The sequence below is a fragment of the Dolichospermum sp. UHCC 0259 genome (assembly GCF_009711935.1).
In the GTDB taxonomy this organism is placed as follows: Bacteria; Cyanobacteriota; Cyanobacteriia; order Cyanobacteriales; family Nostocaceae; genus Dolichospermum.
On sequence record NZ_VIKX01000330.1, the window covers coordinates 1 to 19,923 of the forward strand.

18 protein-coding genes are annotated in these 19,923 nt (G+C 37.8%); 8 read left to right on the forward strand and 10 right to left on the reverse strand.

From position 1 onward, the window contains the following. Positions 1–333 (reverse strand): helix-turn-helix domain-containing protein (locus tag FJR05_RS26535; protein ID WP_168646877.1); only part of this gene is annotated, 333 nt, incomplete at its 3' end. A gap of 121 nt (positions 334–454) precedes the next feature. On the opposite strand from FJR05_RS26535, the gene FJR05_RS26540 reads away from it, so the two are divergent. Continuing rightward, positions 455–823, forward strand: a complete 369-nt coding sequence (locus FJR05_RS26540; RefSeq protein ID WP_168646878.1) for a hypothetical protein — start codon at positions 455–457, stop codon at positions 821–823. Between the two features lie 5 nt (positions 824–828). Then, the gene (locus FJR05_RS26545; RefSeq protein WP_168646879.1) at positions 829–1,764 is read left to right on the forward strand and encodes an XcyI family restriction endonuclease; all 936 of its coding nucleotides are present in this window, start codon (positions 829–831) and stop codon (positions 1,762–1,764) included. Positions 1,765–2,197: 433 nt separating this feature from the next. Here FJR05_RS26545 and FJR05_RS26550 read toward each other — a convergent pair whose 3' ends face one another. The 3 genes from FJR05_RS26550 to bchL form a co-directional block, all read right to left on the reverse strand. Next, the gene (locus FJR05_RS26550) at positions 2,198–3,601 is read right to left on the reverse strand and encodes a ferredoxin:protochlorophyllide reductase (ATP-dependent) subunit N (RefSeq protein ID WP_168646880.1); all 1,404 of its coding nucleotides are present in this window, start codon (positions 3,599–3,601) and stop codon (positions 2,198–2,200) included. A 180-nt stretch (positions 3,602–3,781) separates the two neighbouring features. Beyond that, on the reverse strand, positions 3,782–4,585 hold the full coding sequence (locus tag FJR05_RS26555; protein ID WP_168646881.1) for a DUF5331 domain-containing protein: 804 nt from the start codon (positions 4,583–4,585) through the stop codon (positions 3,782–3,784). 26 nt (positions 4,586–4,611) lie between these two features. Next, a complete protein-coding gene (gene bchL, locus FJR05_RS26560) occupies positions 4,612–5,478 on the reverse strand; it encodes a ferredoxin:protochlorophyllide reductase (ATP-dependent) iron-sulfur ATP-binding protein (protein WP_039203628.1) in 867 nt (288 codons plus the stop codon). Between the two features lie 662 nt (positions 5,479–6,140). On the opposite strand from bchL, the gene FJR05_RS26565 reads away from it, so the two are divergent. Continuing rightward, positions 6,141–6,389: a TIGR02450 family Trp-rich protein gene (locus FJR05_RS26565; RefSeq protein WP_027400712.1), complete on the forward strand. Its 249-nt coding sequence runs from the start codon at positions 6,141–6,143 to the stop codon at positions 6,387–6,389. A 32-nt stretch (positions 6,390–6,421) separates the two neighbouring features. On the opposite strand, the gene FJR05_RS26570 is transcribed toward FJR05_RS26565, so the two are convergent. Together FJR05_RS26570 and FJR05_RS26575 are read right to left on the reverse strand one after the other, a co-directional pair. Continuing rightward, positions 6,422–8,128 carry an ATP-binding protein gene (locus FJR05_RS26570; protein ID WP_168646882.1) on the reverse strand — a complete coding sequence of 569 codons (1,707 nt, stop codon included), beginning with the start codon at positions 8,126–8,128 and terminating at the stop codon, positions 6,422–6,424. 244 nt (positions 8,129–8,372) lie between these two features. After that, the gene (locus FJR05_RS26575; RefSeq protein WP_027400711.1) at positions 8,373–8,609 is read right to left on the reverse strand and encodes a hypothetical protein; all 237 of its coding nucleotides are present in this window, start codon (positions 8,607–8,609) and stop codon (positions 8,373–8,375) included. Positions 8,610–8,943: 334 nt separating this feature from the next. On the opposite strand from FJR05_RS26575, the gene lepA reads away from it, so the two are divergent. The 3 genes from lepA (at position 8,944) to FJR05_RS26590 (ending at position 13,757) form a co-directional block, all read left to right on the forward strand. Beyond that, positions 8,944–10,755 carry a translation elongation factor 4 gene (gene lepA / locus FJR05_RS26580; RefSeq protein ID WP_168646883.1) on the forward strand — a complete coding sequence of 604 codons (1,812 nt, stop codon included), beginning with the start codon at positions 8,944–8,946 and terminating at the stop codon, positions 10,753–10,755. Positions 10,756–10,876: 121 nt separating this feature from the next. Next, positions 10,877–12,163 carry an FAD-binding oxidoreductase gene (locus tag FJR05_RS26585; RefSeq protein WP_168646884.1) on the forward strand — a complete coding sequence of 429 codons (1,287 nt, stop codon included), beginning with the start codon at positions 10,877–10,879 and terminating at the stop codon, positions 12,161–12,163. A 244-nt stretch (positions 12,164–12,407) separates the two neighbouring features. Beyond that, positions 12,408–13,757: a (Fe-S)-binding protein gene (locus tag FJR05_RS26590; RefSeq protein ID WP_168646885.1), complete on the forward strand. Its 1,350-nt coding sequence runs from the start codon at positions 12,408–12,410 to the stop codon at positions 13,755–13,757. A gap of 134 nt (positions 13,758–13,891) precedes the next feature. On the opposite strand, the gene FJR05_RS26595 is transcribed toward FJR05_RS26590, so the two are convergent. From FJR05_RS26595 to FJR05_RS26610, 4 genes are all read right to left on the reverse strand, one after another. Then, the gene (locus FJR05_RS26595; protein ID WP_168646886.1) at positions 13,892–14,317 is read right to left on the reverse strand and encodes a DUF29 family protein; all 426 of its coding nucleotides are present in this window, start codon (positions 14,315–14,317) and stop codon (positions 13,892–13,894) included. A gap of 13 nt (positions 14,318–14,330) precedes the next feature. Next, a complete protein-coding gene (locus tag FJR05_RS26600; RefSeq protein WP_168646887.1) occupies positions 14,331–14,993 on the reverse strand; it encodes a class I SAM-dependent methyltransferase in 663 nt (220 codons plus the stop codon). A gap of 551 nt (positions 14,994–15,544) precedes the next feature. Next, positions 15,545–16,315: a type I methionyl aminopeptidase gene (map, locus tag FJR05_RS26605; protein WP_168646888.1), complete on the reverse strand. Its 771-nt coding sequence runs from the start codon at positions 16,313–16,315 to the stop codon at positions 15,545–15,547. Positions 16,316–16,329: 14 nt separating this feature from the next. Then, positions 16,330–17,349 (reverse strand): Gfo/Idh/MocA family protein, encoded by a 1,020-nt coding sequence (locus tag FJR05_RS26610; protein WP_168646889.1) that lies wholly within the window; start codon positions 17,347–17,349, stop codon positions 16,330–16,332. 468 nt (positions 17,350–17,817) lie between these two features. On the opposite strand from FJR05_RS26610, the gene FJR05_RS26615 reads away from it, so the two are divergent. Both FJR05_RS26615 and FJR05_RS26620 read left to right on the forward strand, forming a co-directional pair. Further along, a complete protein-coding gene (locus FJR05_RS26615; protein ID WP_168646890.1) occupies positions 17,818–18,786 on the forward strand; it encodes a sterol desaturase family protein in 969 nt (322 codons plus the stop codon). Between the two features lie 180 nt (positions 18,787–18,966). Beyond that, complete coding sequence (locus FJR05_RS26620; protein ID WP_254447132.1) at positions 18,967–19,872, forward strand: AMP-binding protein; 906 nt, start codon at positions 18,967–18,969, stop codon at positions 19,870–19,872. The last annotated feature ends 51 nt before the right edge of the window (positions 19,873–19,923 follow it).

Genomic DNA, 19,923 nt, shown 5'->3' on the forward strand with positions numbered 1-19,923 from the left:
TGCTAATTGCTTACTGTTATAAGTTTGTGCTTCTTCTTTCAAGCATTTTTCCAAATATTCAATGTCAGTTTCCATCAATTTTGGCTTTCTCCCTCGACCTGGTAACTCATGGAGTCCTTCTATTCCTTCTTTTTCCCACTTATTCAACACAAGTCTTACTGTTTGCTCTCCCCAATCAAAGTGAGACGCTATTTTTTCCACATACCAACCATCTGCATTTAATCTGATCACTTCAGCTCTATCTTTTACTTTCTGTGGTACTTTCGCTGTTCTCAGGTCAAACAACTCTCTATCTTGTTTTTTTGTCAGGAATATCCTTAACCTTGACCCCATATTTACATCACCCTAATATATGTTTTTCCGTATTTACTTATCTTTACACACCTTTAATTTTTTTTGTTTACCTACTTATATAAGTAAAGAACATTACAACGAGTTCTTAAAAATAGATTCAGTGTTTCAACAACAAGCTGCATTACAAGAAGTATTAAGAATTTTAGAAAATTATAAAAATGAAGGAAAGCTAAATAATAAAAATATTTCTAGGATGGTACATAATTACTTTTATGAAATGTGTTTTGTCATCTATGAATTAAGTCGGATTCTCAAATTTGGTGGTATAATTTCATTGGTCAATGATAATGTCAAATATGCAGGTGAGGAGATTCCTGTAGACTTAATATTATCAGATATGGCAGAATCTTTTGGACTGAAAACCAAATATATTTGGACGCTAGGAAGAGGTAAAGGAAACAGCAGTCAACAAATGGGAAGTTATGGACGTACAGAATTACGTAAATGTGTTTATATTTGGGAAAAATAAATATCATGACAGACGAAGTAAATCGCATAAACTATCGTTTACGTTCAACATTCTTTTATCGCAAGCTCAAAGAGTATAAAACACTATCTTTTCGTGCAAAAGTTGCTGCACTATTACCAGTAAAGTATTTATATAATTGGGAAGAATGGAGAAACTGGGGCATTGGAGAAGACGCTTTTGATTATATCAGTAACCATCCTGATTTACAACTCATTGAAGTATTTTGTCATCCTCGATTAATTCGAGAACACTCTTCGTTATTAGGCTATTATCGTAATATAGCTGCACTTCCTCAAAAAGCAGTTCAGTATTTAGCTAAAGTAAATCTCAAGAAGATTGAAGGTGATGAAGAAAATAAATATACTCTAACAGAAGATAAAGCTTTGGCACTTTGTCGGTTATTTAATGAACATATATCGCTGATTATTGATAGTTCTGTAGAAAGTTTGACAGCAGAGGAATTATATGGCATACTACTAGCTTCAACAGGAGCGCAGATTGATGGTTCATGGCGTAATTCTATTGGAGAAGAATCCGAAAAAATTGTCCAAAGAATCCTGATTAAAGAAGTAAAAGAACGCAATTTACTTGCTGCATTTATTCCTCGGAAATGTACTAAAGTTGAGGTATATAAACCTGATAAAATTGATGAACAGCTAAGTAATATAGAAGATTATCGAGGTATAATGTTGGTTAATCATACTTCTATACTTTTTTCCAGTGAGCCAGATATTTCACTCCTGAATAATGAGGGTACAACAGTTGGTGTTATTGAAGTAAAAGGAGGAACTGATCCTGCTGGCGCACTAGAACGTTATGGAGCAGCTAAAAAATCTTTTGAATCAGCATTGCGTATAAATCCAGACGTAAAAACTATTCTCATTGCAAGTTGTATTACTTCTGAAGTGCATAATCGTATTCAGCATGATAGCACAATATAAGTAGGTAAACATAATAAAACCGATATATGTTTAGTTTTGTGAAACCCGTAAAACAACCTATTTGTAAGGCATTCATTGAATTTACATTTCGTCACATACCTTTAAATTTTTCGGTTTACCTACTTATACCTATTTTAACTTAATGGAAATATTGACTGAAGAATCAATAATATATGATCAATTTTTTCAAGAGATATTTTCACTTTTACAAAAATGAATCGTATCACAATATAATTATCATATAATCTCTTTATATTACTGCAAGCTAGGAGGGACACTGGTTAAATTATCAATATTGCGTTTTATGGTGAAATCTGAAAAACATAATACTAATCTACCAATCCTAACCTTGCTCTTCCTTCTCGTCTTCATGGTTCAATAAACACAAAAAAAGGACGAACTAAAAAGTCCGCCCTTAATATTACCGAAAAAGCTAAATCTTTGCTTCTTCTCTTACCAACTTATCCCAACCCAAATCCTTCAAATTATTATTCCTTCTTAAAGGACGAGTTACCAACTCCAAAACATCACGCGCATTACCAAAACCGTGAATTTGAGCAAAAGTAAACTCCACAGACCACTTAGTATTAATACCCCGTGCTTCCAATGGATTAGCATGAGCCATACCAGTAATTACCAAATCTGGTTTTAACTCATAAATTCGTTGAACTTGATTGTAATTATCCGGCTTTTCGACAATCGTTGGTAAAGGTGAACCCATTTCCTGACAAGTTTTTTCTAACAAAGCCAATTCAGCAGCTTGATAGCGTTTATCCATGTAAGGAATGCCGATTTCTTGAACAGTCATGCCACAACGCACCAAGAACCGCGCTAAGGAAATTTCTAATAAATTATCACCCATGAAAAACACAGATTTACCGCGAATTAATTTCACGTATTCTTCTAAGTTTTCCCAAATTTGTGCTTCTCTTTCATCTAAACCCTGGGGAGTAATTCCCAATACAGAACAGATTTTTTCTACCCATGCGCGAGTACCGTCGGGACCAATGGGGAATGGTGCGCCAATTAGTTTACACTTGCGACGACGCATTAAGGTCGTAGCAGTGCGGCTGAGGAAAGGATTAACACCAGCGACATAATACCCTTCTTCAATTACAGGTAATTCTGTAAACCGTTTTGCGGGTAGCCAACCAGAAACTTTAATCCCTTGTTTTTTCAGTTCCAAGGTTAATTGGGTGACAACTGGGTCAGGTAAAGAACCAAAAAGTACCAAAGGCTGATGATTTACATACTCCGATTCATCTTGGGCGACATCTTCTTTTTTCTTACCGAAATTCATCAGCTTCTGAATGGCATTACGCTCGCCTTTTTCAGTTTCCGATATAGGAGACTTTTCAGGACAACGATGAGCCATAGCGGCTAACACAGTGTCTTCTCCTTGGGTAAATGCGTAGTCGAGTCCGTTAGCACGGGCGACAACAATGGGAATACCTAAATCGGCTTCTAACTTAGGTGCTAAACCTTCCAAATCGGTTTTAATAATTTCGGTGGTGCAAGTACCAATCCAGACAATTACACTAGGATTGCGATCGCGTTTAATTTGCTCACACAAACGTTTTAATTCTTCATAATCATTCAACTGTGCAGAAATATCCCCCTCTTCTAACTCAGCCATAGCATAGCGAGGTTCAGCAAAAATCATCACCCCCATCGCATTTTGGAGGAAGTACCCGCAGGTTTTTGTGCCAATTACCAAAAAGAAACTATCTTCAATTTTCTGATATAACCACGCTACACAGCTAATAGGACAAAAAGTGTGATAATTTCCGGTTTCACATTCAAAATTTAAAGCTTCAGGCTGTTGAGCAACAGTCATATTAATATTCTCCCTTTAATTTTTTTAGTTTGTAAAGCAGATGATTGGGGATTGGGGACTGGGGACTGGGAAATGGGTCATAAGAAGAGGTTATATTGTATAAATTTTCCTCCTGCTCCCCTGCTCTCCTGCTCCTCTGCTCCCCTGCTCCCCTTGATTCCTATCAAATGCTTTCAACAATTAATTGTTAGGGAAGAGACGAGCCATTTCTGATTCATTAAAAACTTCAGATGGCAGTTCTTCCAAATTGTCGTCACCATTTTGCAGCGAAGTTTCATCACCCCAGATGTCCGAAACCACATCATCAAATCCATTTTCTTCAGATGTATTCAGTTCATCCAAAGAATTATCTTCAGATAGATTTAGTCCACTAAAGGCATTTTCGGCCATTTCCCCAAAGGCATTATCAGGTATCTCTCCAAAAGCATCCTCATCACTTAAAGACATTGGATCAAAGGAGGTATGACCGAAATCACCCATTGCTTCTAAATTGGATGATGCTTCTGATTCACCTTCATCGGATAAAGAAATACTGCCAAAGCCTTCATGATCTCTATCTATAGCCCAAGTAGCTTGCGTCTCGTTGCCCAAGTTATTCATATTGATCCCTGGGATTGAGAAAGATTCCGCTTCTGGCTCAGGTGTATCTGCCACCACAGCAGATGGACGAGAGTACATTTCTGGCTCTACAGTGGGGCTGAGACGATTACCAAGGGCAATATCAGGGTCAAAATGTAAATCCAGAACTTCAATTAAAGTATCCGCATCTGGATTCAGTTTGGCAAAGGGGAACATTAGCTGGGCTAATTTTGGCTCTAGAGCATTGATGACTCCCAGGATGAGGTAAGAAGACGGGCGCTTGCCGCCATCAGGGGTATAAACTGATTCAACAGTCATTTGGAGTGTAATCCATTCACGATTGGCTTGAAAGAATTGCAGCCACTTTTGTTTGATCGAATCGGTAAAACTATCAAAGAAAGCCATAAGTCCATCCTGAGAGGTAAAATGTTTTATACAATCATCAAGTCTAATTCCTCTTCAGCATTTGTGGCTTTAACTTTTACTGGATTGAGATAAAAATCTGACAATAGAGAAAAAAGTTCACGATCAGGAGAGTCGTTGGGAACGACACCTTCTGGTTGCGCGAGAATTTGATCAGCAATATTCAGGTAATAGTCGCAAACGTAGCTCAGAGAAGGATCTGACTCTGCCATTTCAAATAAAGTTTTGCCTTTGACGCGGGAAACGCGGATATCTTCAATTAAAGGTAATACCTCTAAAACAGGCATGGGAACGGCTTCTATATATTTATCAATTAAATCCCGCTTGGAGGTACGATTACCTATTAATCCCGCTAAACGCAAGGGATGAGTCCGAGCTTTTTCCCGAACGGAAGCAGCAATCCGGTTGGCTGCAAATAGGGCATCAAAGCCATTATCTGTAACAATTAGACAATAATCTGCATAATTTAACGGTGCGGCAAAGCCACCACAAACAACGTCACCAAGGACATCAAATAAAATTACATCGTATTCATCAAAAGCATTAAGTTCTTTTAATAATTTGACGGTTTCCCCAACTACATAGCCACCACAACCGGCACCTGCTGGGGGTCCACCTGCTTCAACGCAATCAACTCCACCATAGCCTTTATAGATTACGTCCTCTGGCCAAACGTCTTCGTAGTGATAATCTTTTTCTTGCAAGGTATCAATAATGGTGGGAATCAAAAACCCAGTCAGGGTGAAGGTGCTGTCATGTTTGGGATCACAGCCAATTTGTAAGACCTTCTTGCCTCTTTTAGCGAGCGCTACAGAGATATTACAACTGGTTGTAGATTTGCCGATTCCACCTTTTCCGTAAACTGCTAGTTTCATTTTTGTACCTCTTTATATAGTTTCTTAACAAACTCTTGTCTCAAACATTTACCTTTATCTCGATTGATGGGGGATGTGTGAGGTGCTTGAGTGCCATTATTGTGCAAATTCTCTGGAAAGAAAAGGGGACTAGAATCTGAAAGGTGTTGATATTAGGTATTTAAGTGATTAAATATTATATTTTTGTATTAATAAGCCTTTAATTGAGCTAAAAAAGCTCAAAATTATGTTTTTTAGGATTTTAATATTTTTTTTTATAAAAATAGTTTCAAAAAACAAAAAAATGCAATAGATAAAAATCTATTTATTCCATAAGATTGACTTACTCTTGTCACCATTAACGATATTGCAGGTATTTACGGTGTGTGCAACCAGAAAACCATTGTCAACAATGGGTTGAAAATAAAGGTGGGATTTGGGGATCAGGTTAATCGGGTGTTCTGATTAGGGGGTAGAATTGGCAATAAGGAAATTTTATGAGCGATCGCTTCCCTTTTTGTTAACATCACTCCTGGATTAGTAAATATTTATTAAATTAGAAAATATCTGATATAAAACTTTACAGGGATTGGGGACTGGGGACTGGGGACTGGGGATTGGGTACTAGGATTTTTTAGCCACTGACAACTGACAACTGACTAATGACTAATGACAACTGACAAATGACTAAAAAACAAAAATTTCCTTACTTGCTGGGTTCTAAATGGACGGCACAGAAAAAAGTTGATGGTTGGCGACATTTTCAGGTTGTTAACCGCAAAAATCAAGGTAAATGGGTATATGCGGAAATGGTAGCAGCTTGTGATCCTCAAGTGCGCTTTTGGTTAAATGCTAAATTATTACAAGATAATTCCCAATGGTACGCCGGCTGGCAAACCCTACAAGAAATAAACTCTATAGAAAACCATTAATACCCAGTCCCCAATCCCCAGTCCCCAATCCCCTAAACCATCAATGGTTGTTGATACAGTGGCACAGTGAAAGTCACCGTTGAACCAAGTCCTTCACCTAGACTATAAAAATGGACTTCACCACCCATTGCTTCTATGAGTTTTTGGGATATTGTCAGTCCTAAACCTGTACCACCATAGTGACGAGTCCGAGAACCATCAATTTGAGAAAATAATTGAAATAGTTTATCTTGCTTATCTAAGGAAACACCGATACCTGTGTCAACAACACGAACTTTAACTGTTGTAGGGTGTTTTTTTGGTATTAAATCGGCACTAATAGTGATACCACCTTCGTGGGTAAATTTAATAGCATTACCTACCAAATTTAGCATTACTTGTAATAATCTCTTATAGTTGCCTTGAACAATAATTGCATCAGAGATTGTCGGCATTTCCATCTGAAAACTAATATTTTTCATTTCCGCTTGTTGACGGGTAAAGCCTTCAACGTCATCAAATAATTCTTTGAGGTTGACTGGTGAACAGTCCAATTCCATTTTACCTGCTTCAATTTTAGCAAAATCCAAAATATCATTGAGGATATTTAACAGATGCAAAGATAGTTCATGAGCTTCTAAAATAAATTCATGTTGTTCTTGAGCATCATCTGTAACTCCTTCTATAATTAGCTTTAAGAAGCCAATCATGCCATTGAGAGGAGTCCGAATTTCGTGGGAGACATTAGCCAGAAATTCGCTTTTGAGGCGGGAAACTTCTTCAGCCTTTTGTCGAGATTCTTCTAGTTCTTGATATAAAGTAGCATGAGCGATCGCTGTTCCTAACTGATCTGCCACTTCCTTGGCTAATTCTAATTCTGCTTGTGTTAGTGGATGGCATTCATCAACAAAACTAAGAGCAGCTAAACCATTAGCTTTGTCTTTGTAACAAGTCGCAACAACTAGAGCTTTAGACTGTGGAGATTGGTGGTTAAATGAAACAGCCATCACCACAGGCTCTAAAGTCGCTAATGCTTGAACAAAAGCCGGCTCAGAAGATATATCTATTTCTGAGTCAAGAATAGAAACTTGCTCTGGCCGATGATACTCAGCAACTACCCGAACCTTGGTATTAGCGGGTTGATAAGGGCAAATAATACAGCGTTCTAAGTTGAGGTTTTTTCCCAAGCTATCAACTGTTTGTTGCCAAATCACATCTAAATCCAGTGTCCGACGAATATTTTTGGTGATTCTGTTTAATAACTTCTGATGTCGCTGCAATCGTAAGGCTAACTCAAGTGCTGTTGGCGGTTTCAGTGCCTGATTCACATCTTGAGAATGAATATTTGATGGTAACAACCTACCCATCACCAAAACTGTAGTTGTTGGCTGACCAAATGGCGGTAGAATCGGCGTAATTGTCAATTCTAACTCTAATAATTCGATATTTGGGCATTTAAACCAAAATTTCACCCTTTCCGGCGCAGAACTGCTCAAAATCCGGTGTAAATGTTCTAGATAAACAACCTTATCTACTGGAGCGAAGCTATCATTTTCATTAAGGACATCAACTATCCGTTGGGGATCACACCCTAAGTATTCGCTGTGTTGCCAATAAAAAGTCAAATAGCGTCCAGAGGCATCTTGAGTATATATTAACTCTGCTTCGAGAGTTGCTGATGAGCGATCGCCCATGAGAGTAATAGATTCCAGATTTTGAGGAATTAAATTCGGAAATTGGGCATTAGCAATAATAGTCATTAATCGAGTTGGATAGACAAAAAGCTTCCCACCGTGCTTATACTAAAGCTAATTAAATTCTGGCATAAACTTTTACAGCTTTCACATTTTTCTAGGGTGGATTTTTGACTTTTCTGGCATTTAAGACCTTAATTTTTACATTTCTTATTATTGATATAGCGGTATGCACTTAAATGAGGTACAGAATCTACACTAAAAGCCTTATGGTAAGAGACTCTTAACTCCTGACTCCTGCTAAGTCATTTTAATCATTCCACTCACCACGAGGAGGAACAGGTGTCCGTAGAGGTGTCCGTGTTAACTCATCATCCCTATTAAAATCACCTCGTAACCATTGACGGATAGCCACCTCAATCACCTTACTGGGATCATTAGTCAAATGTTGAATTTGCTCTATTAATTCAGAATCTAGATTAAGAGCGATTTCTGTTTTTTCAGCACGCTTTTTATCAGCACTGTTAGGTTGTTCTTGCATATTCATGGGTTTAAATACTCTGAAATAGTTTTATTGAAACTGTTGTCCAGCAGTCATGATATTTATAATTGAGTCTATTCAATTGTAAACTGCTGAGTCATCAACACTAGGAGCTAGAAATAGATTCTAAATAATAGCCTAAGTTGTCATACAGGAGTTCAGGAGTTCAGGAGTCAGGAGTCAGGAGTCAGGAGAAAGAAGAAAGAAGAAAGAAGAAAGAAGAAAATCTCTCCCCTGCTCCCCTGCTCCCTGTTCCCTCTTCCCTTATTGCCTCAAAAAGCATTAAAATACATGAAGTAAATAGCTTTCACTTTGGTTTGCTTTAGAGCAGAGATAGTATATGACTGACGTTCCCGCAGATCGCATTCGCAACTTTTGTATTATTGCTCACATTGATCACGGGAAATCAACTCTCGCAGATCGGTTGCTACAGGCTACGGGGACTGTAGAAGATAGACAGATGAAAGAGCAGTTTCTCGATAACATGGATTTGGAACGGGAGCGCGGCATTACAATTAAGCTGCAAGCTGCCCGGATGAATTATACTGCAAAAGATGGTCAGCAGTACGTTCTTAATTTAATTGATACTCCTGGTCACGTAGACTTTTCCTATGAAGTGTCCCGTTCTCTTGTGGCTTGTGAAGGAGCATTGTTAGTTGTGGATGCGTCCCAAGGTGTCGAGGCGCAAACACTGGCAAATGTGTATTTAGCTCTAGAGAGTAATCTAGAAATTATCCCAGTTTTAAATAAAATTGATTTACCAGGAGCAGAACCAGAAAGAGTAATTGGTGAAATTGAAGAAATTATTGGTTTAGATTGCAGTGGTGCAATTTTGGCTTCAGCAAAAGAGGGAATTGGTATTGCTGAGATATTAGAAACAATTGTCGAACGAGTTCCCCCACCTGCTGACACTGTAAATGAGAAACTGCGAGCGCTGATTTTTGATAGTTATTATGATAGTTACCGGGGTGTAATTGTTTACTTCCGGGTCATGGATGGGACTGTTAAAAGAGGCGATCGCATCTACTTAATGGCATCGGGTAAAGAATATGTCATTGATGAACTAGGCGTACTCTCTCCCACCCAAAAGCCAGTTGAAGAACTCCATGCCGGAGAAGTAGGTTATTTAGGAGCATCAATTAGAGCCGTAGCTGATGCACGGGTAGGAGATACCATTACTCTGTGCAAAAATAAAGCCACAGAAGCCTTACCTGGTTACGCAGAAGCCAATCCGATGGTATTTTGTGGAATGTTCCCCATAGACGCAGATCAATTTGAAGACTTGCGGGAAGCCTTAGAAAAACTAGAACTCAATGATGCCGCACTACAGTATGAACCAGAAACCTCCAGTGCAATGGGTTTTGGTTTCCGTTGCGGGTTTTTGGGGTTACTGCACATGGAAATTGTCCAGGAACGCTTAGAGCGTGAGTATAACCTAGATTTAATCATTACTGCCCCCTCAGTGGTTTACAAAGTCGTCACCATCAAAGGTGAAGAACTGTATATTGATAATCCTAGCCGCTTACCTGGACCAAATGAGCGCGACAGAATTGAAGAACCCTATGTCAAAGTAGAAATGATTACTCCAGAAATCTACGTTGGTTCTTTAATGGAGTTGTCACAAAACCGTCGGGGGATCTTCAAAGATATGAAATATCTCACCCAAGGACGGACTACACTAACTTATGAGTTACCCCTAGCGGAAGTTGTCACCGACTTTTTTGATCAAATGAAATCCCGTTCTCGCGGTTACGCCAGTATGGAATATCATCTGATTGGCTACCGAGAAAATCCGTTGGTGAAATTGGATATTCTGATTAACGGTGATCCAGTGGATTCCTTAGCCATGATTGTCCACAGAGATAAAGCCTACAATGTCGGTAGAGCTATGGCGGAAAAACTCAAAGAACTAATTCCCCGTCATCAATTCAAAGTCCCCATTCAAGCTTCTATTGGTGCTAAAGTTATCGCTAGTGAAAGTATCCCCGCCATGCGAAAAGATGTGTTAGCTAAATGCTACGGTGGCGACATCAGCCGCAAAAAGAAACTATTGCAAAAGCAAGCCAAAGGCAAAAAACGCATGAAAGCTATAGGTACAGTAGATGTCCCCCAGGAAGCTTTTATGGCTGTATTGCGGCTAGATAAAGGCTAACGTAGGGGCGGGGTTTCCCCGCCCTAATTGTGGGTTTCCCTGCCCTAATATTATGACTTTGTTCCTTTGTGCGAAATCCAATTCATATTAAATTAATTAAAAAGGATATAAAAATAGACTAATGAATTCAATAGCATCTACTTTAATTTCTATTCTCAGCCCTGAAACAGCCATAATATCGTGGGAAAATCTCACCCCCACCCAACAGCATCATATCCACCAAGGAATAGACTCCAAAAGCCAGCCCAGTTGTGTTATTTATCCCCATAGCCAAGCAGAATTAGCCGCAGTGATAGCGATCGCCAACAGTCATAAATGGCGCGTTCTTACTTGTGGTAGTGGTAGTAAAATTAATTGGGGTGGTTTAGCTAAAAATATTGATATTATTGTCAGCAGCGATCGCATTAACCAACTCATAGAACACGCAGTTGGTGATTTAACTGTCACTGTGGAAGCAGGGATGAAATTTGCCCAGCTTCAAGAGATTTTGGCTAAACATCACCAATTTTTAGCACTTGATCCAGCTTTTCCTGATTCTGCTACCATAGGCGGTATCGTTGCTACGGCTGATACAGGTTCTCTGCGTCAACGTTATGGTGGTGTGCGTGACCAACTTTTAGGTATAACTTTTATCCGCGCAGATGGACAAATAGCTAAAGCTGGGGGACGAGTCGTTAAAAATGTCGCTGGTTACGACTTAATGAAATTATTTACTGGCGCTTACGGTACATTAGGAATTATCAGCCAAGTTACTTTTCGAGTTTATCCCATTCCTGAAACTTCGGGAACAGTAATATTAACTGGAAAAGCAGAAGCTATATCTCAAGCAGTGAGAACTTTACAAAGTTCGGAATTAACACCAACTCAAGCAGATTTATTATCAAGTAAATTAGTTAATAATTTAGATTTAGGTACAGGAATAGGCTTAATTACCCGCTTTCAAAATATTAATGAAAGTGTCCAAGAACAGTCAAAAAGACTATTAGCAATTGGCGAAAAATTGGGTTTACATGGGGTAATTTATTCAGGAAATAATGAAACTGATTTATGGCAACGATTACCAGAACAAATACATTCTCATGTTACAAAATCTACAATTACCTGCAAAATAGGAGTATTACCAACTGCTGCGGTGGAAATTATCAATCAAATAGATATTGGTTTAATTCACATTAGCAGTGGTTTAGGCTTGGTGCGTTTAGAAAATCAAGATCAGATTTTGCCTTTGCGAAATTTATGTCAAGCAAATTCTGGTTTTTTAAGTATTTTATCTGCACCTATTGAGTTAAAAGAAAGGTTTGATATTTGGGGTTATACTGGTAATAGTTTGGCGGTAATGCGCCGCATTAAAACACAGTTTGACCCTCAAAATATTTTAAATCTTGGTTGCTTTGTTGGTGCAATTTAATACTAAATGAGGCTGAGTAGAATTTAGGACTTACGCAAGTGTCACACTAAAAATATGTTGTAGGGTGCGTCAGACTGCATGAATCCTCCAAATAAACAGATTGTTGATATCTGACGCACCCTACCAATGTGCCAGTTGAGTAAGTTCTGGAATTAATAAAAATTGAACGCAGATAAACGCAAATTAACGCTGATAAATACAGATTCAAATAATTAAAAGTATCAACAAAGAAGGGAAAATATCAATGCAAGTTTCGGAAAGTTCGGTGAATAATACTGCTAGTATTAAGAATTTAAAGGGTTTTGATGGGAATCATCCACCTGATCCAAAGTTAATTGATAGTTGTGTTCATTGTGGTTTTTGTTTGTCTACTTGTCCTAGTTATCGGATATTAGGAAAGGAGATGGATTCTCCCAGGGGACGGATATATTTAATGGATGCTATTAATGAGGGGGAAATAGCTTTAAATACGGCTACTGTTGAACATTTTGATTCTTGTTTGGGTTGTCTGGCTTGTGTTTCTACTTGTCCTTCTGGTGTGCAGTATGATAAGTTAATTTCCGCTACTAGACATCAGGTGGAAAGGAATTATAACCGCAGTTTACCTGATAAGTTAGTTCGACAATTGATTTTTTCTCTGTTTCCTAATCCTGATCTTTTAAGAATTTTACTTTTTCCTTTATTAGTTTATCAAAAGTTAGGAATTTCTAAGGTATTACAAGCAACTGGGTTAATTAAAGCCGTATCTCCCCGGTTAGCAGCTATGGAATCTATTTTACCGGAAATCACTCTTAAATCTTTTCAGGATAATTTACCTGATATCATCCCAGCGAAAGGTGAAAAAAGATATCGGGTTGGTGTAATTTTAGGCTGTGTGCAAAGGTTGTTTTTCTCTGGTGTGAATGAAGCGACAGTCAGGGTTTTAACTGCAAATGGTTGTGAAGTGGTAATTCCTAAATCTCAAGGTTGTTGTGCTGCACTTCCTGAACACCAAGGACAAACTGAACAAGCGAAAACATTAGCAAGACAAATGATTGATAGTTTTGCTGATACTAATGTTGATTTTGTAATTATTAACGCTGCTGGTTGTGGTCATACTTTGAAAGAATATGGTCATATTTTAGCAGATGATCCAGAATATGCCGAAAAAGCGAAAATATTTGCCGGGAAAGTTAAAGATTCACAAGAGTTTTTAGCTAATGTGGGTTTAACTGCAAAACTTTCACCTTTGACTGATAAAAATATCAATTTAGTTTATCAAGATGCTTGTCATTTATTACATGGTCAAAAAATTAGTGTTCAACCCCGTCAACTGTTAAAACAAATTCCCGGTGTAACTTTAAAAGAACCCATAGACGCAGCTTTGTGTTGTGGTAGTGCGGGGGTTTATAATATGTTGCAACCAGAAGTTGCGGAAGAATTAGGTAAACAAAAAGCTGAGAATTTAATCAATACTGGTGCAGATTTGATTGCTTCTCCTAACCCTGGTTGTAGTTTGCAGATTAGTAAATATTTGCAGGGGAAAACTATTTCTGTTATGCACCCAATGGAATTGTTAGATTATGCAATTCGGGGAGATAAATTGGAGATTTAGAAAAATATAACATCCAGATCCCCGACTTCTGAGATCAATTTATCATTTATTTACAAGATCAAAAAAGAAGTTGGGGATCTTATTTCAATTTATCATTTATTTATCAAGATCAAAAAAGAAGTCGGGGATCTTATTTATCGTTCCCAAATTAAGTTCATTGCCTTTTTTATGATCTCTTCTTGTTGGACTAATTTGCTTAACTCTTCTGCTTCATATTGACCTTCAAAAGCTTCGATTGCTGCTTTTTCTAACGCTAAATCATAAGCATCTTCTAGAGTTGTTGCTAATTCTGTTTCACTCATGTAAGTTCCTTTTGCTTTTTCACGGGAATTACTGCGTTGAATTTGTTTGACAGAATTGCGAATAGAAAGATTCCAAGACCTAGTAGTACGGTTTTCAGCAGATTGCTTAATTAAGTGTAGAAGTAAAATGATGCCATAGCTAAATATTTTATTCAGTTTATCAGATTTGCTCATTTCTTCTAATTCTTCGACAATTAACAAGGCTTCTGTGATATTGCCTTGGTGCAGGAGTTCTTTAAGTGTAAGTAGTTCTTCCATTGGGTTGATTTTCCTAATTTTTCATAGCTAAGGTTAATCCGTCGGCTATGGGAACTAAACTCAAGGTAATTCGGCAATCTTGATGTAGTTTGCGATTCAAAGCCCGAATTTTATTAGTTTGATTATCCTGGATTTCTGTATCTGCAACTTTACCTGACCACAACACATTATCAATGGCAATTAGTCCACCTGGGCGAACTAATTCAAGACATCTTTCATAATAATTATTATAGTTACCCTTATCAGCATCAATAAAGGCAAAATCGAAAGTTCCCGCTTCCCCGGCTGTTAATAACTTATCTAATGTTTCCAATGCTGGGGCAATATGCAAATCAATTTTATCTTCTACTCCTGCTTCTTGCCAATAACGCCGAGCTACACTGGTATACTCTTCACTAACATCACAGGCAACTATTTTACCATCTGCGGGTAAAGCTAAAGCTACTACTAAGGAACTATAGCCAGTAAATACACCTACTTCTAAGGTTTTCTTTGCTCCTATCAATTTCACTAATAATGCCATGAATTGCCCCTGTTCTGGAGATATTTGCATTCGAGACATTGGCAATTGAGCGGTTTCTTGACGCAGTTGGGTTAAAATGATTGGTTCACGCAGAGAAACTGAAAGCAAATAATCATATAAGTTTTGTTCTAAACCCAGAGTTTGTTTCGACATGATTTATATTTATTATTTATTTTATAATAGTTCTTCCTTATCGGCTCTATGATAACAAATTTAAAATCAAATGTCAACCCCCAACTTCTCTTTTCAGCAATTCTCATTTTGAAAATAAAATAAGATAAAGTTGTGTATCAACCTTTTAACAGCCGCATTTTCACAGTCTTGTTTTTGATATCCATCTTGCTTTTTTATAAATTCAGGTTTGAATTGAGATTAATTGGTCATTTTTTTCAAAATGAGAATTGCTGATCTCTTTTAAACCCAATACTTGTCGGTTAAGGAAATGTAGCGACTGTCTTGATTGTCAAGCGATCGCTAAGGAAAAGTTTAAGGTTCAGCAGTGCTAGAACTCCATTATTTACGTCCCTGGGAAAGAAATCTTCCGCCCTTAAAAACCTATCAAATCAACGTTCAAATTCGTTAACAATAACAAGCGTTTTCCCTTCCTTATTCCTCCTGACTGGTCACTGAGCGAAATTCCTCCTAACTGGTCACTGAGCGACTTGTACTGAGCCTGTCGAAGTAAGCCGAAGTGCTAACTCCTTCTATAATTTTTCTGGTAAGGTCAGAATTTCTACGCCATCTTCGGTGACAGCAATGGTATGCTCAAATTGAGCAGATAGGAGGCGATCGCTTGTTACCGCAGTCCAACCATCTCCCAGCATTTGGGCTTCATGAGTTCCTTCATTAATCATCGGTTCAATTGTAAACACCATCCCGGCTCTCAGCTTCTTCCCTCTACCCCTAATGCCATAATGGGGAATATCCGGTGCTGTATGGAAAATATTACTAATTCCATGTCCCACAAAATCCCGCACCACAGAAAAGCCGAAAGACTCCGCATACTCTTGAATTGCTGCCCCAATATCCCCAATTTTTGCCCCTGGTTTCACCTCTGCAATTCCCAACCGCAGACACTCTTGAGTTACCTCCACTAACTTTTGGGCTGTAGGGGAAGGATTACCCACTAGAAATGTTTTTGATGTATCACCATGATAACCCTCAACAATGGGTGTAACATCTATATTAATAATGTCCCCATCCTTGAGAATTTGTTTAGCATTGGGAATACCGTGACAAATCACCTCATTCACACTCGTACAAATAGACTTAGGATAACCTTTATAACCTAAAGGAGCGCTTTTCGCGCCGTGTTTTTGAGTCCATCTTTCCGCTTCATCATTCAATTGCAGGGTACTTACCCCCGGTTTCACCAAAGGTTCTAAGTGTTGCAACAACTTAGCAGCCAACCTGCCAGCACGGCGCATTTTTTCGATTTCTCGCTGGGATAAAATGACTATGGTTTCGGTTTTCATCAATTTTGTATCTTCTACTCTTTTAAAAATATAGTTAATCCAGTTGTCGCTGCCCTGCTTGCAGCATCCGCTACCTTGAGAGTATACAAGCTTTGTTCTGGGGTGATATATAAAGGACTACCATCGCATAGATGATCTAATACCATAGTCGTATCTTTAGCAAATAAACCCCGACGAGTCCCCACTTCAATTAACTTTGTTCCTGCTGCTGACACCAGCATTCCCGTATCACCATCGAGAATTATCTCACCTTTTTCACCTTGAACTTCTAATTTGCGTTCTGATTGCCACAAAGTTTCACCTTTACCATAAATTACCTGTGCCAGTAATCCACTTTCAAAGCATAATTGGGCTGAACATAAACAGGTTTGGTAGTAATCAGACTCCGTTTGCCAATATCGGTGGTGACAATTGACCGTGAAGACTTCACCAAACAAATCAATCAGACGATGTAACCGAGATAATGCCCCAATGAGGGGAAAGCCAAACATCTCATGATTATAAGTCCACTTGCGCGGGGCTGGGTGCTGGGGATTTAGGGTACTATAGCGAATATAAAACAAATCGCCAATTTGGTCTAAGTGTTGTTTTAAAGTTTGATGCCAACCCCCCAATAGTTCAATGTGTTCGACGTGCAGAAGCTTGTTTACTCTTTTTGATAAAGCAATCAGTTCTTCTGCTTCTTGGAAATCCACAGATAAGGGATATTCAACAATGGTGTGTTTGCCGGATTCTAAAGCGGCACGAGCAATTTTACCATGATCTCGATTAATGGTGCAGATGACCACCATATCTAAATCGTCCCGTTCTACTAGCTGTTGCCAAGAATCCATCGCCACAGTTGCATATTCTTGGGCTAAAACCGCTGTCCTTTCGGGATTACCGGCGTTGCTGGAAGCGAGCGAAGCGAGCGCTATTAAATCAGTTCGGGGATCTTGTTGCAAGGCATCAGCCCTGAGTTTGGCTGCATAGCCTGTTCCCACTAAACCCACCCTCAGACTGTTTTTGGACAAAGGTAGTTCGTTATTGTTCATGAATTTATTAATCACCAATTGTTAGACTGTTTGGGTTTAATGCCATTAGTATTTTATCAATAAGCCGACATTAGGAAACATTTAACACCTCTAGTACCGCTGAAAGGAAAATTTTATTGAGATTGCGGTGATTTTGGAAACATTGCCATAACTATAATAAAGCGTAAGAAGCGGTATTAAGCTGAGGATAAAGAAGTAATTAAACGATTTTGAATTTTAATATCTGTTTTCTCCTGATTTTTAAGAATTTTTGTTTGAATTTCTAATTAATTAGGGTTTGTAAATAATTAGGTTCTGTTATAGGTTTTACATGATATGGTACGTGGATGAGAAAACACCAAAAATAGATTGTACATTTATTGTACATTTTATGTATAAAATATGGGCGTTTTCTGCTTTAAATATCAGATTCCTGGATAATTTTCGCAAGTATCTACTAGATTGCTTTTTTCCTAATATCTAAGGTCAATGACACAAATGCAAAATCTGCGGATTTTTTATCCATTTCTAGTGCCATTTATAAGTTCATCGGAAATTCATTGGTTATATATACTTTCGGCTCTATTACTAGCTTTAATTGTATATAAATTAGGGTTATCTCAACAAGACAAACAGGTGAACTTAAGGGAATATCTTTTTCCCAAAGCAGTTTATTCGCATCCATCAGCGATCGCTGAATACAAGTATTATTTTTTATCTTCACTTTTGGAAATATTTGTAATATTGCCAGTTATATTATCTCTACCAAATCTAGCAAATATCATTTCTCATTACTTAACGGAAATTACGTACGTAACAACACCCTTTTTAATTACTCATCCTCAATGGTATCATTATGTCATGTTGAGTATTTTTGTGGCTTTAGCGGGGGATTTGGCTTATTATTGTTACCATTATTTAGCTCATAGAAGTTCATTTTTTTGGGAATTTCATAAGGTTCATCATTCTGCGGATGTATTAACTCCGATGACTGTTTATCGCTCTCATCCCTTTGATTTGCTTTTAAGTATGAGCGTAGCGACGGTAATGCTGGGTTTTACTACGGGAATTTGGATTTATTTATTTGGCAATGAAGTATCACATTTATCCATTTATGGAGTTGATTGGGAGATATTTCTATTTTATTTAACTGGTGCTAACTTACGACATTCTCATATTTGGTTAAATTACCCTTATGCTGTTAGTCATGTGTTGATGAGTCCTGCCCAACATCACATTCATCATAGTGTTGAGCCAAAGCATTATGATAAAAATTTTGGTTACATTTTGTCTTTTTGGGATTGGATATTTGGTACTTTATATGTACCAAGGAACTATGAAAAACTCAGCTTTGGTTTAGCAAATGGAGAATCAAATTTATTTAATAATCCGATTAATTTATTAGTACAGCCATTTAAATCTATTTGGCAAAGTTACAAACAACAAATATCTAAGTAGGTAGGTAGGCGTTAAAAATTGTCGTTGGGACAAGGGAACAGGAAGAGAGTTTTGAGTGATTTTACTTTTCTTCACATACCTTTAAATTTTTCTGTTCATCTAATTAAGGAATGATTTCCTATCAGGAATCTAAATACAAATTCAATCAGAAATTAATTGAAAATTATAGTTATAAATAACATGAAATTAGATTTGAATGCAGATTTGTCGGATTTGACTACGATCATCAATGATTTGCCAGAAAATGGTGTTTGTATCCATGATTTATTTGCCATTCAGGTAAAGTTAGCACCTGATTCAGTAGCAACAGTATTTGAGAATCAGCAACTTACTTACCAAGAATTGAATGCTAAAGCCAATCAGTTAGCGCATTATTTACAGAGTATTGGTGTAGGTGCTGAGGTGATGGTAGGCTTATGTTTAGAGCGATCGCTTGATCTGATTATCGGTATTCTGGGTATTCTTAAAGCTGGAGGTGCTTATGTACCCATAGATCCGGCCTATCCCCAAGAACGTATAGCATTTATGCTAGAAGATACTAAGTTGCAATTTGTGGTGACACAACAACAATTGGTAGTATCTCTACCGGAAAACTCTACAACAATTTGCTTAGATACAGATTGGCAGAAAATTGAGTGTCAAAGTTCCCATGATCCAGTTAGTGGAGTCACAGCCGAAAATCTCGCTTATTTAATCTATACTTCTGGTTCTACTGGTAAGCCGAAAGGAGTGCAAATGCCTCATAGTAGTATTTGTAATTATCTGGAAGCGATCGCTAAAATATTACCAGTTAATAGCAACGATATTTATCTCCACACAGCATCTTTTTCTTTTACTGCTTCAGTCAGACAATTATTTTTACCTTTATCCCAAGGTGCAACCAGTATTCTTGCTACTCGTGAACAAACAAGAACTCCTTTAAGCCTATTTGAATTAATTCAAAAATGTGGTGTTACTATTTCTGATGGTGTACCCTCTGTATGGCGATATGGACTCATTGCTTTAGAAAGTTTAGACCAACAATATACTCAAGCACTGAGCGAATCACAATTAAGATTAATAGTATTTGGTGGGGAATTATTGTAACTGTTCACACTCCCCCACTAAAAAGGAATTAGGAAGTAACAGGGATAGGAG

What these genes read in the sequence shown, in the direction of transcription:
- FJR05_RS26585 (WP_168646884.1), top strand. Translation starts at nt 10,877, where the DNA reads ATGAATTCAATAGCATCTACTTTAATTTCTATTCTCAGCCCTGAAACA.
- FJR05_RS26545 (WP_168646879.1), top strand. Translation starts at nt 829, where the DNA reads ATGACAGACGAAGTAAATCGCATAAACTATCGTTTACGTTCAACATTC.
- FJR05_RS26555 (WP_168646881.1), bottom strand. Translation starts at nt 4,585, where the DNA reads ATGGCTTTCTTTGATAGTTTTACCGATTCGATCAAACAAAAGTGGCTG.
- FJR05_RS26550 (WP_168646880.1), bottom strand. Translation starts at nt 3,601, where the DNA reads ATGACTGTTGCTCAACAGCCTGAAGCTTTAAATTTTGAATGTGAAACC.
- bchL (WP_039203628.1), bottom strand. Translation starts at nt 5,478, where the DNA reads ATGAAACTAGCAGTTTACGGAAAAGGTGGAATCGGCAAATCTACAACC.
- FJR05_RS26615 (WP_168646890.1), top strand. Translation starts at nt 17,818, where the DNA reads ATGACACAAATGCAAAATCTGCGGATTTTTTATCCATTTCTAGTGCCA.
- FJR05_RS26590 (WP_168646885.1), top strand. Translation starts at nt 12,408, where the DNA reads ATGCAAGTTTCGGAAAGTTCGGTGAATAATACTGCTAGTATTAAGAAT.
- map (WP_168646888.1), bottom strand. Translation starts at nt 16,315, where the DNA reads ATGAAAACCGAAACCATAGTCATTTTATCCCAGCGAGAAATCGAAAAA.
- FJR05_RS26575 (WP_027400711.1), bottom strand. Translation starts at nt 8,609, where the DNA reads ATGAATATGCAAGAACAACCTAACAGTGCTGATAAAAAGCGTGCTGAA.
- FJR05_RS26610 (WP_168646889.1), bottom strand. Translation starts at nt 17,349, where the DNA reads ATGAACAATAACGAACTACCTTTGTCCAAAAACAGTCTGAGGGTGGGT.
- FJR05_RS26600 (WP_168646887.1), bottom strand. Translation starts at nt 14,993, where the DNA reads ATGTCGAAACAAACTCTGGGTTTAGAACAAAACTTATATGATTATTTG.
- FJR05_RS26570 (WP_168646882.1), bottom strand. Translation starts at nt 8,128, where the DNA reads ATGACTATTATTGCTAATGCCCAATTTCCGAATTTAATTCCTCAAAAT.
- lepA (WP_168646883.1), top strand. Translation starts at nt 8,944, where the DNA reads ATGACTGACGTTCCCGCAGATCGCATTCGCAACTTTTGTATTATTGCT.
- FJR05_RS26620 (WP_254447132.1), top strand. Translation starts at nt 18,967, where the DNA reads ATGAAATTAGATTTGAATGCAGATTTGTCGGATTTGACTACGATCATC.
- FJR05_RS26595 (WP_168646886.1), bottom strand. Translation starts at nt 14,317, where the DNA reads ATGGAAGAACTACTTACACTTAAAGAACTCCTGCACCAAGGCAATATC.
- FJR05_RS26565 (WP_027400712.1), top strand. Translation starts at nt 6,141, where the DNA reads ATGACTAAAAAACAAAAATTTCCTTACTTGCTGGGTTCTAAATGGACG.